This window comes from Hydrogenophaga crocea, assembly GCF_011388215.1.
GTDB lineage: Bacteria > Pseudomonadota > Gammaproteobacteria > Burkholderiales > Burkholderiaceae_C > Hydrogenophaga > Hydrogenophaga crocea.
The window spans coordinates 907,072-919,912 of record NZ_CP049989.1 but is presented as its reverse complement, the minus strand read 5'-3'; the positions used below and the strand labels follow the sequence as shown (position 1 = coordinate 919,912).

Below are 12,841 nucleotides of genomic sequence, written 5' to 3'. Positions count from 1 at the left end.
CCATGAACGACGAGGCCCTGCTGCAGCGCGCCCTCGACCTGGCACACGGCGCGCTCGCCCTGAGCAACCCCAACCCCCGCGTGGGCTGCGTGCTGGCGCGCGCCGACGGCACGGTGATCGGCGAAGGCCACACCCAGCGCGCGGGTGAGGCCCATGCCGAGGTGATGGCCTTGCGCCAGGCGCGCGACAACGGCCACGACCTGCGCGGGAGCACCGCGTTCGTCACGCTCGAACCCTGTTCGCACCACGGCCGCACACCGCCCTGCTGCGACGCGCTCGTGGCCGCGGGCGTGGCGCGCGTGGTGGTCGCCACCACCGACCCCAATCCCCAGGTTGCCGGCAATGGCCTGCGCCGCCTGCGCGAAGCGGGCGTGCAGGTGGACCTGCTGCCGCCCGGGCACCCGCTGAGCCTGGGCTCGCGCCGCCTCAACATCGGCTTCTTCAGCCGCATGCTGCGCCAGCGCCCCTGGGTGCGCCTGAAGATCGCCGCCTCGCTCGACGGCATCACCGCCCTGCCCGATGGCCAGAGCCAGTGGATCACGGGCGAAGCCGCGCGCCACGACGGCCACCACTGGCGCGCGCGCGCCTGCGCCGTGCTCACGGGCGCGGGCACGGTGCTCGAAGACAATCCGCGGCTCGATGCGCGTGTGCCCGGCTTGGTGCGCCAGCCGCACCTGGTGGTGATCGACAGCCGGCTCGACACGCCCACCGAGGCCCGGTTGTTCGAGCCACCGGCCGAGCCGGGCCGGCGTGCCGTCTGGCTCTACCACGCGGGCGCGGCGCCCGAGCGCGTGGCCGCCCTGCAGGCCCGGGGCGCACAGACCACGGCGCTCGCCGGCGCCGGCGGCAAGGTCGATCTGGCCGCCGTGTTCGCCGACCTCGCGCGCCGCGAGGTCAACGAAGTGCACGTGGAAGCGGGCGCCAAGCTCAATGCCTCGTTGCTGCGCGAAGGCCAGGTCGACGAGCTGCTCGTGTACCTCGCGCCCTCGCTGCTCGGCCAGGGCGCGGGCATCGCGCCCTTCGGCCCGCTGCACAGCCTGGACCAGCGCGTGGCCCTGCAATGGCAGGCGCTGCAGCCCATCGGCGACGACCTTCGCGTCACGGCCCTGGTGCGGGGCCGTGACGCTTTTCTCTCGGCGCCCTCGACCGATCGGTCCGCTTAGTACACCTGAACTAGTGCGAGTTCAGTAGGCCTTTCGACTCTCGTCGCACGGCGCCACCGCCGGGACCTTGCGCACCGCCCCGCCCGGCGCCGCTGTGGACCATGCGCGGGTGATGCAAAGCCCCCCACCCAACCGCACACCCACCCGCGCCCGCCCCCGCGCCGGCGGCTTCACGCTCGTCGAACTGCTGGTCACCCTGGTGGTGCTGGCGCTGCTGATCAGCCTCGGCGTGCCGGCCTTTGCGGGCCTGTTGCGCCAGTGGCGGCTCGACGCCGCCGCCGACGCCTTCGCGGGCGACATGCGGCTCGCCCGCAGCACGGCCACCCGGGTCTCGCGCAACGTCGAGGTGTGCGTGCAGAACGGCAACGGCGGCTGCGGCGCTCAGACCAACTGGGCCCGGGGCTGGCTGGTCTTCATCGACCTCAACGCCGACCACCAGCTCAACGCCGGCGACACCGTGGTGGCCCAGCGCGGGCCCCAGAGCGGCATCGCGAGCATGACCTACAGCGGCCCGGCCGCGAACCGGCTCTCCTTCCGACCCAATGGCACGCTCAACAGCAGCAAGGGCCTCACCATGAGCCTGCTCGCCGCCGGCACGGCCGGCGAAGGCCGCACCGTCACCCTCAATGCCATCGGGCGGTCCTATGTCAGCAAGACACCCTGAGCGCGGTGTCCGAACCACCCGGCAACGCGGCACGGGCCTGATCGAGGTGCTGGTGGCCATCGCGGTGATGAGCTTCGGCCTGCTCGCCATGGCCCGGCTCGGGGCATCGGCACTGCTCCACCAGAAGGCTGCGCAGATGCGCCTCACCGGCGTCTCGCTCGCCCAGTACTACGTCGAACGCGCACGCCTGAACGTGTACGGATTCGATCTGGGCGCCTACGACATCGCGTTCGGGGCAACGCCCGCCGGCAGCGTCCCCGGCCTGAACGCCGACGCCCCGGACACCGACGCAGCCCGCAACGTGGCGGCAGCTGACCGGCAAGCCTTTCTGCAACTGGTGGCCAAGGCCTTGCCGGAGGGCGCGGCCGAAGTCGTCTCGCGACCGAGCGCGCAGGCGCGCGAGCTCGACATCTGGCTGCTCTGGCGCGACACGTCGATCGATCCGGCCAACAGCCTGGACGGCGCGGCCCGGCACGCGTGCAACAAGGACCTGAGCGAGAGCGACCGCGACGGCCGCAGCTGCATGCACTTCCGGGTGGGCCTGTGAAGCGGCTGCGCACCGGACCCCGCCCCCAACGCGGCCTCACGCTCGTGGAGCTGATGGTGGCGCTCGCCCTGGGCCTCTTCGTCACCGGGGTGGCCAGCCTCACCTACCTGCAAACTGCCAGCGCGGCGCGCTATGGCGCGCTCGCATCCGAGATGAACGAGGAAGGCGCGCTCGCGCTTCAGGTGCTGCGCAGCCAGATCGCGCTCGCCGGCTACTCGTCGCTGGACGCATCGGGCAAGCGCGTGTTCACCGACCTGCCCGTCTGGGGGTGCGACAAGGGCTTCGCGGACACCGGCGGTGCGTTCGGCGCGCCAGGCACCTGCAACACCGGCGGCCCGTCCAACGACGCCATCGCCATCGGCTACGAAGCCAGCCTGCTCAACAGCATGGCGCTGCTGCCCGTACCCGGCCAGCCGCCCGCCCCGGGCAACTGCACCGGCACCGCCATCGCAGCGAACGCGGCGGGGGTATTCCTTGCCGATCACCGCTTCTACGTGGACGACGACGTCAACAGGACGCCGTCCTTGTTCTGCCGCGGCGGCACGGGCGGCGGCCAGCGCAGCACCGCGGCCCTGGTGCCCAATGTGGAGCGCCTGCGTCTGCGCTACGCCATCACCCGGGCCACGACCGCTGGTGCCATTGCGCCCCACCAGGTCACCGGCATCGTCGAGGCCTCCGCGCTGGTCACGGCGGACGACTGGGCCCGGGTGGCCGCGGTCGAGGTCTGCGTGCTCGTGCGCTCGGCCCGGCCCGTGGCGGCCGACGGCCAGACCCTGGCCCAGCTCACCCGCCACGTCGCGTGCGATGGCACGGTCCAAACGGCGACCGACCGCTACCTGCGCCGAGCCTACCGGGCCCTGGTGCCGTTGCCGAACGCGCGACCCGCGATCCCCCGGCCTTACGAGGCCAGCGGCGGTTCGGTCGCCAACCCCTACGCGGGCCTCGCACCATGACGCGTTCGCGCAGCCCGTGCCGCGGACCGGCACCCGTGGGCGGGCAGCACGGCACTGTGCTGCCCGTGGTCTTGTTCCTGCTCACCGTGCTGGCCCTGGCCGGCTTGTTCGCGGCCCGGCGCAGCGCCACGGTGGAAGAGATCGCCAACAACAGCCGCATGGGCGAGGTCGCCCGCCTGGCGGCCGAAAGCGCCCTGCGCTACTGCGAGGCGGTGGTCATCGATGCCGTCGAGGACGGCACGCTCTACGACAACGCCGTCAAGGCCAGGCTCGTGACGGCGCCCCCCTTGAGCGATGCCGGCGATGCCCAGGCCCGGTGGGCCGCGATCGGCAACTGGGTGCCGGGCGCCGCCTCGCTCATCGAGGTGCCCGCGCCGGTGGACTCGCTCAGCACCGAACCGGCCAGCGCGCCGGCGCCGACCTGCATGGCCGAGGCCATGACCCGCAGCCGCTACCTCGTGACCGCACGCGGGCTGTCGGCGGGCGCCGCCATCGATCCCGCCACCGGCGCCCTGGTGGGCCTGGCGGGCAGCGAGGTCTGGCTGCAGGCCATCGTGTCGCCCACCCTTCCCGTTCGGTCAGCCTCAGGAGCCGGTTATGAGTGAGTTGAATGCGCCACGCCCGCCCCGGTTTCGACACGGCCTGCACGGGCTGATCGCGCTGCTGCCGCTGCTGCTGATCGGGGCCGCGGCCCGGGCACAGCCCGCCGAGCATCCTTTGATGGTCGGTGCGGTGGGGGCCAAGCCGATCCTGATGGTCACGCTCGACAACTCGGGGTCCATGGCCTTCCCCATGCAGGACGACTACAACATCACGCAACAGGACTACGGCAGCGGCGGGCAGATCGTGCACGGCGGCTACTGGCAGGCCATGCGCTCGAGCGAAGCCAACCCGCTGTACTACAACCCGCGCGTCACCTACCGCCCCCGCGTGGACGCCCTGGGCCAGCCGGTGCCCGTCAACGACGGGCTCGTGTTCGTCAGCAACCAGGACAGCGTGGGCTATTCGCGCTACCTGTTCGCGCCCTCGCGCGAGTCCCTGCGCGACACGCCTGCGCTGGTGGTGCGAAGCGACGAACTGCCCCGCCCGACCTACGACCTCGCGCAGCTCCAGGACAGCACGCAGTTCTGGAGCGCCTTCACCAACGGCGCCATCAGCGCCTATGTGCCCCGGCACGTCAAGCTCACGGCGGCCGACGTTCGCACCGGCGCCCCGCCGGTCTTCAGCTACGTGGTGTGCAGCAGGCTGGGCTTCAAGGGCGTGCCCTTGAACCGGCCCGATCTCGCCAGGAACATCGGCGGGCAATTCTGCGACGCGGGCACCACCGTCGACGTGGTCTACGGCTCGTCGGCCAGCATTCCCCTGCCGGTCGACCACCACCGCAGCGATTGCGGTCCCGCGAGCTGCACCACGGCCCAGGAAACCGCCAACATCCTGACCTGGTTCCGTTACCACCGCGACCGCATGTCGGCCGCCGCCACGGCCCTGGGTCTGGCACTGAGCGACAAGCGCCTCGACCGGCAGGTCCGCATCGGTTACCTGCCGATCAACGACCTCGGATCGGCGATCGGCCTTCGGCCCGGCGTCACGGTGGACAAGCCCAAGGTCCTGCGCGGCGCGCGCGACTGGCAAACCGGGTCGGCCGACAACCAGGCCTTGTACGACTGGCTGTACTTCAGCACCCCCTTCGGCGGCACGCCGCTGCACAACGCGCTCGACAAGGTCGCCGGCTACCTGCGCGTCCCGTCCGACGCCTTGGAAAACCCCTGGGCGCGCGACCCCGGCAAGCCCGCCGGCGCGGCCAACCCCGAGATGGGTTGCCGCCGGGCCTACAACCTCGTGCTGTCCGATGGCGGCTGGTCCAACGGCACCGCCACGAACGGGGGCAGCGACGACGACAGCCAGGCCGGCAAGACCTTCACCGGCACTGGCCGCAATGGCCTGCCCCCGCCTGCGCTGGCCTACGACCCCAAAGGCTCGGCCAGCCCGCGCGGCCTCTACATCCCCTACCCGGGGGTCTCCAGCGGCACGCTCGCCGACCTGACGGCGCACTACCACTGGAACGAAGACCTGCGCCCGAACCTCGCCAACGAGGTGCCCACGCAGCCGGGCAAGCCCACGTTCTGGCAGAACATGACCACCTACACCGTGGGCTACATGGTGCAACCCTCGGGCAAGATGCGACGGCTCGACGGTTCGCTCGCCACCAGCGGCCTCACCTTCGAGCAGATCGACCAGTACCGGGCGCAATTCCTGCAGAACCCGGGCACCGCCACGCCCCCGAGCTGGCCCACCGTCACCAACACCGCGGCCGACCTGCCGCCCGCCCACATCGACGACTTCATCCAGGCCGGCTACACGGGCGGCGCGCGCAGCTTCAGCATATACAAGACCGAAGACCTGCTGACCGTGTTCAACGCCATCCTGGCGGACATCCTGAACGCCTCGGGCAACGACGCGGGCATCGCCTTGGGCACCACGTCCGCAGGCTCGGTCGAAGGCTCCCTGGCCACGCGCCTGAGGTACGGCGTCACGTACCGGACCAACGACAACGCCGGCGACGTCACCGCCATGCGACTCGACGCGAAGGGAGAGCCGCTGCTGCTCGACCAGAACGCGAGCGGCCAGGCGCTCAGCCCCGCGAGCACCACCTACTGGTCGGCCCAGGCCATGCTGCCCCCGCCCGATCAGCGCAAGGTCTACAGCCTCGACGACAACGGCAGCGGCTTCGAATTCAAAGGCGCCTTGACCAACCTGCCCGCGGGCATCCGGGCCTATCTGCAGGCGGGCGCCCGCGCCGCCTACCTGCCCGGCGGCCCGGGCTTCGTCGACTACCTGCGCGGCAAGGACCCGGTGGTCGACACGGCGAACCAGCTGTACCGCTTGCGCGGCAGCTCGCGCATGGGCGCGATCGTCAACAGCCCGCCGGTGCTTCAGAGCGCGGCCCAGCACCTGGGCTACGACGATCCCGCCAGCACGGTGAGCGGCAAAACCGCCTACGCCGGCTTTCTCGCGCAAACCGGCCCGCTGAGCGACACCCTGTTCGTGGCGACCAACGCCGGCGTGGTGCACGCCCTCGACGCCGCCCAAGGCAGCGAGCGGGCCGCCTACATGCCCCGGCGCAGCATGAAGCGGCTACTCGACCAGGCCGACAGCGACCGCGGGTTCCGCTACGTGCTCGACGGCCCGCTGTCCCTCAACGACGTCTACGACGGCCGTTCTTGGATCCCGCTCGTGGTGGGCAGCGGTGGCCGCGGCGAACGCCTGGTCTACGGCCTGCGGGCCCCGAAGGACGCACCGGACACCGACCCGCTCACGGCCGCCAACTTCCTGTGGGAAACCGGGCCCGACGTCATGGACACGACCAACGACGGTGACAACACACCCTTTGCCAGCGGCCACATGACCACCCCTGCACGCAGCGGCCAGACCGACTCGGGCGACTGGGTCGTGGTTCTCAGCAGCGGCCATTACAACGGCCAGGCCGACGGCGGCCGGCACGGGCTCGTCGTGCTCAACGCCCTGACCGGCGCGGTGATCCGCACGATCGCCCTGCCTGCGGCGTACCCGGCGGGACGCGGTCTGGGCGGCGTGACCCTGGTGCGCGACGCCCGCTGGCGCGTCGTCGCCGCCTACGCCGGCGACGCCAACGGCCACCTGTGGCGCTTCGACCTGCGCGGCGCGCCGGCCAACTGGAAGGTGGCTTATGGCCAACCGCTGTTCACGACCGAACACCACCGCCCCATCTACGGTGCCCCCGCGTGGCAGGCCCACCCCGGGGGCGGCACCATCGTCGTGGTGGGCACCGGCATGCTGCTCGACGACAGCGACCCGGGCGACACCGCGCAGCGCGAAAGCGTCTACGGCATCTGGGATCCCACCTCGCGCCAGGACGGCACGCCAGACCCGGCCTTCGTGCCCGTGACCGCCGATCAACTGCTGCAGCAGGACATGCTGGAGCAACAGGCCGAGGTGGGCGGCAACCGCTTCTACCGGCTCACGCGCCGCAAGATCGACTGGACCGCCCACCCGCCCGCCTACCGCGGCTGGAAGTTCATGCTCGGCGGGCGCTATGCCGGCGAACGCTCGATCGCCCCGGTGGTGAATGCGGGCTCGAGCGTGGTGCTGACCACGGTGGTGATCAACCAGAACAGCGCCGGCGCCGAGAACTGCGAGACCCCGGCAACGCCGCTCAGCGCGGTGTATGTCTTCAACGCCCTCGATGGCGAAGGCAAGCCGGCCTTCGACGTCGACCACGACGGGCGGCTCGACGCGGTGTCCGCGGTGTTCTCCACCACCGGCGGCTTCGGTCGCGGCAGCGGCTTCGTCAACCGGCTGACCCCGTCGGAAATGAGCGCCGCCCAAAAGGGCCTGACCCGTGTGGCCGGCCGGGACGGCGAAGCGCCGCCCGAGAACACGTCCTGCCTTGGCGGGCGCTGGAGCATCGTCGGCCTGGGTGGGGCCCTCGACAGCGGCGTCAACTGCCCCGGCCGCTGGAGCCGCCAGCAGTACACGCTCACGAGGCTGCCGCAATGAGCCGCCCGCGCGCGCCCGGCCGCCGCCATCGCGGCTTCACCCTGCTCGAGCTGATGATCACCTGCGCGATCATCGCCATCCTCGCCACGATCGCCTACCCGAGCTACGCCGAGCACGTTCGCGCCAGCCGGCGCGCCGATGCCCAGCGCGCGCTCGAAGAGGCCAGCCAGTTCCTGCGCCGGCGCTACAGCAGCATGGACACGCACGCGGGCGCGAGCCTGCCCGCCAGCCTGCAGCAGACGCCGCGCGAGGGCGAAGCGGCCTACCGGATCGTGCTGGTCGAGAACAACGCGGTGGTGGCCACGCTCACCGCGGCCCAGGCCTATACGCTGCGCGCGCTGCGCACCGGCGGCATGGCCGACGACCGCTGCGGCGATCTCGAACTCACCCACACCGGGGCGCGCCGCCTGCTCAACGCAGCCGCAGGCACGTCGCTGCCCGCCTGCTTCAAGGGCGGCTGACCCCTGCCCGCCCGGGGGCTGTCGAGCGATCCGCCGGGCGGTCGTCCAAACCCTGCGAAAATGCCGGCATGTTCACCGGCATCATCACCGGCGTGGGGCGCATCGCCGACTCCCATGCGCTGGGCGGTTCTTTGCAGCACGGGCGGCGCCTCACCATCGAAGCGCCACCGGGCTATCTCGACGACGTCGGTCTGGGCGACAGCATCGCGCTCAACGGCGCCTGCATGACGGTCACCTCGCTCGACCTGCCGGCGCACCGCTTCACCATCGACATCTCCGCCGAATCGCTGGCCCGCACCACCGGCCTGGGCGCGGTCGGCCCGCGCGTCAACCTCGAAAAGGCCCTGCGCGCGCACGACCGCCTGGGCGGGCACATCGTGTCCGGGCACGTGGACGGCATCGGCACCGTGACCCATTTCGCGCCCGTGGGCGAGAGCTGGGAGCTGCGCGTGCGCGCCCCGGCCGAACTCGGCAAGTACCTGGCCTACAAGGGCTCGATCACGGTCAATGGCGTGAGCCTCACCGTCAACCGCGTGGACGATCAGCCCGAGGGCTGCGGGTTCAGCATCAACCTCATTCCCCACACGGTGCAGCACACCACGCTCGGCGACCTCGCCGCCGGCAGCACCGTGAACCTCGAAATCGACACCGTGGCCCGTTACGTCGAGCGCATGCTCTCGGCTGGCGTGCTGGCCCCCACCCAGGAGCCCACATGAACGCACCCGAACAGATCCTGACCCCCGTGGCCATTTCACCCGTCGAGGCCATCGTGGCCGACATCCGCGCCGGGCGCATGGTGATCCTGGTCGACGAGGAAGACCGCGAGAACGAAGGCGACCTCGTGCTCGCGGCCGACCACGTCACGCCCGAAGCCATCAACTTCATGGCGCGCTACGGCCGCGGCCTGATCTGCCTCACGCTCACCAAGGAGCGCTGCGAGCGCCTGAACCTGCCGCCCATGGTGCCGCGCAACGGCACCAAGATGGGCACGGCCTTCACGGCCTCCATCGAGGCCGCCGAGGGCGTGACCACCGGCATCTCGGCCGCCGACCGCGCGCGCACCGTGCAGGCCGCCGTGGCGCCCAATGCCAAGGCCAGCGACCTGGTGCAGCCCGGCCACATCTTCCCGCTGCAGGCCGTCGAGGGCGGCGTGCTCATGCGCGCCGGCCACACCGAAGCCGGCTGCGACCTGGCCGCCATGGCCGGCTGCACGCCCGCCGCCGTGATCTGCGAGGTCATGAAAGACGACGGCACCATGGCCCGCCTGCCCGACCTGCAGCTCTTCGCGGCCGAGCACGGCATCAAGATCGGCACCATCGCCGACCTCATCGAATACCGCAGCCGCACCGAATGCCTGGTGCAGAAGGTGGGCGCGCGCGCGCTCAACACCGCCTTCGGCGAATTCACCGCCCACGCCTTCCGCGACCAGCCCAGCGGCGCCGTGCACCTGGCGCTGGTCAAAGGCCAGTGGGGCCCGCAAGACGTGGTGCCCGTGCGCGTGCACGAACCGCTGTCGGTGCTCGACGCGCTCGAGGTGGGCCGTTCGATGCACAGCTGGAGCCTCGAGCAGAGCCTGCGCTTCCTGGCCGACAAAGGCCGCGGCGTCGCAGTGCTGCTCAACTGCGGCGAGTCGGCCGAACAACTGCTCGCGCAGTTCGAGGGCACGGCCCGCGCGGCCCAGGCGCCCGAGCGCGGCCGCATGGACCTGCGCACCTACGGCGTGGGCGCGCAGATCCTGCGCGAATGCGGCGTGGCGCGCATGGAGCTCATGGGCAACCCACGGCGCATGCCCAGCATGCAGGGCCACGGCCTCGAGATCGTCGGCTTCATCGGCCGCCCGAACTGATTTTCAAGAACACAAGGCAATCCCCATGTTTGGTGCAGACAAAGGCACGGCAGGCGCGCTCGACGGCAAGCGCCTTCACATCGGCATCGTGCAGGCCCGCTTCAACGAGGCCATCACCGACGCCCTCTTCCAGGCCTGTCACGCCGAGCTGCTCGCCCTGGGCGTGCAGGAGAAAAACATCGCTCACGTGAAGGTGCCGGGCGCGCTCGAGGTGCCCGTGGTGCTGCAGGCCATGGCCGAGCGCGAGGAGTACGACGCGCTGATCGCGCTGGGCTGCATCATCCGCGGCGAGACCTACCACTTCGAGCTCGTGGCCAACGAGTCGGGCGCCGGTGTCACGCGCGTGGCGCTCGACCACCAGCTGCCGATCGCCAACGCCATCCTCACCACCGAGAACGAGGCCCAGGCCCTGGCGCGCCAGGTCGACAAGGGCCGCGACGCGGCGCGCGTCGCGGTCGAGATGGCCCTGGTTCTGGAGCAGATCGGCTGAGCATGAGCACGCAAGACAACGCCGCCCACCGCAAGGCCACCGACAAGTCGGCGCGCACGCGCGCGCGCGAGTTCGCGCTGCAGGCGCTCTACCAGCACCTGGTGGGCCGCAACCCGGTGGACGCGATCGACGCCTTCACGCGCGACCTCTCGGGCTTCCACAAGTGCGACAGCCTGCACTTTGACGCGCTGGTGCGCGGCTGCACCGCGCAGGGCGCCGAGCTCGACGCGCTGATCGCGCCGCGCCTGGACCGCCCGCTGGCCGAACTCTCGCCCATCGAGCACGGCGTGCTCTGGATCGGCGTGTACGAATTCCAGCACTGCCCCGATGTGCCCTGGCGCGTGGTGCTCAACGAGTGCATCGAACTCGCCAAGTCCTTCGGCGGCACCGACGGCCACAAGTTCGTCAACGGCGTGCTGCACCCGCTGGCCGAACAGCTGCGCCCGGCCGAGGTCGCCGCCGCTCCGCGCGCGGGCACGCGCCGATGAAGATCTCGGCCCGCGCACAGCGCGTCGATCCCTTCTACGTCATGGAAGTGGCCAAGGCGGCCGCGCGCGAGGCCGCCAGCGCGGCCCGCCCCGTGATCGCGCTCAACATCGGCGAGCCCGATTTCACCGCGCCGCCGCTGGTGCAGCAGGCCGCCGAGCGCGCCATCCGCGACGGCCGCAGCCAGTACACCAACGCCCTGGGCCTGCCCGCGCTGCGCGAGGCCATCGCGGGCTGGTACTTCACGCGCTGGGGCCACCAGGTCGATCCCTCGCGCATCGTGGTCACGGCGGGCGCATCGGCCGCGCTGCAGCTGGCCTGCCTCGCGCTCATCGACGCGGGCGACGAAGTGCTCATGCCCGACCCGAGCTACCCCTGCAACCGCCAGTTCGTGCAGGCGGCAGAGGGCCGCGCGGTGATGGTGCCCTGCGGCCCCGAGCAGCGCTTCCAGCTCAGCGCCGATCAGGTGCGCAGCCAGTGGGGCGCGCGCACGCGCGGCGTGCTGCTGGCCTCGCCCTCCAACCCCACGGGCACCTCGATCGCGCGCGACGAGCTGCAGCGCATCGCCGCCGAGGTGCGCGCGCGCGACGGCATCACGCTGATCGACGAGATCTACCTGGGCCTGAGCTACGACACCGCCTTCGGCCAGACCGCGCTCTCGCTGCCCGACGGTCTGGGCGAGTCGGTGATCAGCGTCAACAGCTTCAGCAAGTACTTCAACATGACGGGCTGGCGCCTGGGCTGGCTGGTGCTGCCGCCCGCGCTGGTGCCCGCGGTGGAGCGGCTGGCGCAAAACCTCTTCATCTGCGCGAGCGCGATCGCGCAGCATGCCGCGCTGGCCTGCTTCGAAGCGGAAAGCCTGCACGAGTACGAGCGCCGCCGCGCGGCCTTCCAGGCGCGGCGCGATGTCTTCATTCCCGAGCTCAACCGCCTCGGTCTGCACGTGCCCGTGGTGCCCGACGGCGCCTTCTACGCCTGGGCCGACATCCGCGAGGCCGCCGCCCGCTGGGGCCTGGCGCCCGGTGGCGCACAGCCCGAAGACGCGCAGAGCTGGCGCTTCGCCTTCGAGCTGCTGCGCCGCTGCCAGATCGCGGCCACGCCGGGCCGCGACTTCGCGCAGGCCGACCCGGGCCGCTACCTGCGTTTTTCCACCGCCAGCTCCCTGGAGCAGCTCCAGGAGGCGGTCGCCCGGCTGGAGGCCGCGCTGTGAGCGCCGCGCCCAGCGGCCAGCCCCCGTTCGCCTGGCGCGTGCGCGTCTACTGGGAAGACACCGACGCGGGCGGCATCGTCTTCTACGCCAACTACCTCAAGTTCTTCGAGCGCGCGCGCACCGAGTGGCTGCGCGCGCGCGGCGTCGAACAGCAGCGCCTGCGCGAAACCGCCGGCGGCCTGTTCGTGGTGAGCGGCACCGAGCTGCGCTACCACCGCCCGGCCCGGCTCGATGATTTGCTTCTGGTTACCGCCGACGTGACGGAAGCCGGCCGCGCGTCCCTGACAATCGCGCAGACCGCGCGCCGCGACGCCCCGGGGGGTGAACTGCTGTGCGAAGGCACCATCCGCATCGGCTGGGTCGACGCCAACACCGTGGCGCCGCGCCGCATGCCCCCCGAACTGCTGCACGCCCTGGGCCTGGGCACAGGCCCGGGCTGACGGCGAGGCTGCGCCCGCGGAACCCCTCACGGCCGGCCCGTTCAG

The 12,841-nt window shown here is 71.6% G+C and carries 13 protein-coding genes; all 13 read left to right on the top strand.

The window, feature by feature from the left end; genetic code table 11:
• Nucleotides 1-2: 2 nt before the first annotated feature.
• Nucleotides 3-1,163 carry a bifunctional diaminohydroxyphosphoribosylaminopyrimidine deaminase/5-amino-6-(5-phosphoribosylamino)uracil reductase RibD gene (gene ribD, locus G9Q37_RS04400; protein WP_166225107.1) on the top strand — a complete coding sequence of 387 codons (1,161 nt, stop codon included), beginning with the start codon at nt 3-5 and terminating at the stop codon, nt 1,161-1,163.
• Nucleotides 1,164-1,275: 112 nt separating this feature from the next.
• Complete coding sequence (locus tag G9Q37_RS04395) at nt 1,276-1,827, top strand: GspH/FimT family protein (RefSeq protein WP_166230959.1); 552 nt, start codon at nt 1,276-1,278, stop codon at nt 1,825-1,827.
• Nucleotides 1,808-2,374: a type IV pilus modification PilV family protein gene (locus G9Q37_RS04390; RefSeq protein WP_166225104.1), complete on the top strand. Its 567-nt coding sequence runs from the start codon at nt 1,808-1,810 to the stop codon at nt 2,372-2,374. The genes G9Q37_RS04395 and G9Q37_RS04390 overlap by 20 nt, the downstream gene beginning before the upstream one ends.
• Nucleotides 2,371-3,327: a PilW family protein gene (locus G9Q37_RS04385; protein WP_166225101.1), complete on the top strand. Its 957-nt coding sequence runs from the start codon at nt 2,371-2,373 to the stop codon at nt 3,325-3,327. The genes G9Q37_RS04390 and G9Q37_RS04385 overlap by 4 nt, the downstream gene beginning before the upstream one ends.
• On the top strand, nt 3,324-3,932 hold the full coding sequence (locus G9Q37_RS04380) for a pilus assembly PilX family protein (protein ID WP_166225098.1): 609 nt from the start codon (nt 3,324-3,326) through the stop codon (nt 3,930-3,932). The genes G9Q37_RS04385 and G9Q37_RS04380 overlap by 4 nt, the downstream gene beginning before the upstream one ends.
• Nucleotides 3,925-7,863 (top strand): pilus assembly protein, encoded by a 3,939-nt coding sequence (locus tag G9Q37_RS04375; RefSeq protein WP_166225096.1) that lies wholly within the window; start codon nt 3,925-3,927, stop codon nt 7,861-7,863. Before G9Q37_RS04380 ends, G9Q37_RS04375 begins: the two co-directional genes overlap by 8 nt.
• Nucleotides 7,860-8,324 (top strand): type IV pilin protein, encoded by a 465-nt coding sequence (locus G9Q37_RS04370; protein WP_166225093.1) that lies wholly within the window; start codon nt 7,860-7,862, stop codon nt 8,322-8,324. The genes G9Q37_RS04375 and G9Q37_RS04370 overlap by 4 nt, the downstream gene beginning before the upstream one ends.
• A 68-nt stretch (nt 8,325-8,392) precedes the next feature.
• Nucleotides 8,393-9,040, top strand: coding sequence for a riboflavin synthase (locus G9Q37_RS04365; protein ID WP_166225090.1), 648 nt, complete (start codon nt 8,393-8,395; stop codon nt 9,038-9,040).
• A complete protein-coding gene (gene ribBA / locus G9Q37_RS04360; RefSeq protein WP_166225087.1) occupies nt 9,037-10,170 on the top strand; it encodes a bifunctional 3,4-dihydroxy-2-butanone-4-phosphate synthase/GTP cyclohydrolase II in 1,134 nt (377 codons plus the stop codon). Before G9Q37_RS04365 ends, ribBA begins: the two co-directional genes overlap by 4 nt.
• A gap of 25 nt (nt 10,171-10,195) precedes the next feature.
• Nucleotides 10,196-10,660, top strand: coding sequence for a 6,7-dimethyl-8-ribityllumazine synthase (gene ribH / locus G9Q37_RS04355; RefSeq protein WP_166225084.1), 465 nt, complete (start codon nt 10,196-10,198; stop codon nt 10,658-10,660).
• Nucleotides 10,661-10,662: 2 nt separating this feature from the next.
• A complete protein-coding gene (nusB, locus tag G9Q37_RS04350) occupies nt 10,663-11,148 on the top strand; it encodes a transcription antitermination factor NusB (RefSeq protein WP_166225081.1) in 486 nt (161 codons plus the stop codon).
• Nucleotides 11,145-12,356, top strand: coding sequence for a pyridoxal phosphate-dependent aminotransferase (locus tag G9Q37_RS04345; protein ID WP_166225078.1), 1,212 nt, complete (start codon nt 11,145-11,147; stop codon nt 12,354-12,356). Before nusB ends, G9Q37_RS04345 begins: the two co-directional genes overlap by 4 nt.
• Nucleotides 12,353-12,796 (top strand): tol-pal system-associated acyl-CoA thioesterase, encoded by a 444-nt coding sequence (ybgC, locus tag G9Q37_RS04340; protein ID WP_205710720.1) that lies wholly within the window; start codon nt 12,353-12,355, stop codon nt 12,794-12,796. The genes G9Q37_RS04345 and ybgC overlap by 4 nt, the downstream gene beginning before the upstream one ends.
• Nucleotides 12,797-12,841: the final 45 nt, after the last annotated feature.

Coding starts and splice junctions, on each gene's coding strand:
- G9Q37_RS04390 (WP_166225104.1), top strand. CDS start 1,808: ATGTCAGCAAGACACCCTGAGCGCGGTGTCCGAACCACCCGGCAACGC.
- ribH (WP_166225084.1), top strand. CDS start 10,196: ATGTTTGGTGCAGACAAAGGCACGGCAGGCGCGCTCGACGGCAAGCGC.
- G9Q37_RS04345 (WP_166225078.1), top strand. CDS start 11,145: ATGAAGATCTCGGCCCGCGCACAGCGCGTCGATCCCTTCTACGTCATG.
- G9Q37_RS04365 (WP_166225090.1), top strand. CDS start 8,393: ATGTTCACCGGCATCATCACCGGCGTGGGGCGCATCGCCGACTCCCAT.
- G9Q37_RS04395 (WP_166230959.1), top strand. CDS start 1,276: ATGCAAAGCCCCCCACCCAACCGCACACCCACCCGCGCCCGCCCCCGC.
- ribD (WP_166225107.1), top strand. CDS start 3: ATGAACGACGAGGCCCTGCTGCAGCGCGCCCTCGACCTGGCACACGGC.
- ribBA (WP_166225087.1), top strand. CDS start 9,037: ATGAACGCACCCGAACAGATCCTGACCCCCGTGGCCATTTCACCCGTC.
- G9Q37_RS04370 (WP_166225093.1), top strand. CDS start 7,860: ATGAGCCGCCCGCGCGCGCCCGGCCGCCGCCATCGCGGCTTCACCCTG.
- nusB (WP_166225081.1), top strand. CDS start 10,663: ATGAGCACGCAAGACAACGCCGCCCACCGCAAGGCCACCGACAAGTCG.
- G9Q37_RS04380 (WP_166225098.1), top strand. CDS start 3,324: ATGACGCGTTCGCGCAGCCCGTGCCGCGGACCGGCACCCGTGGGCGGG.
- G9Q37_RS04375 (WP_166225096.1), top strand. CDS start 3,925: ATGAGTGAGTTGAATGCGCCACGCCCGCCCCGGTTTCGACACGGCCTG.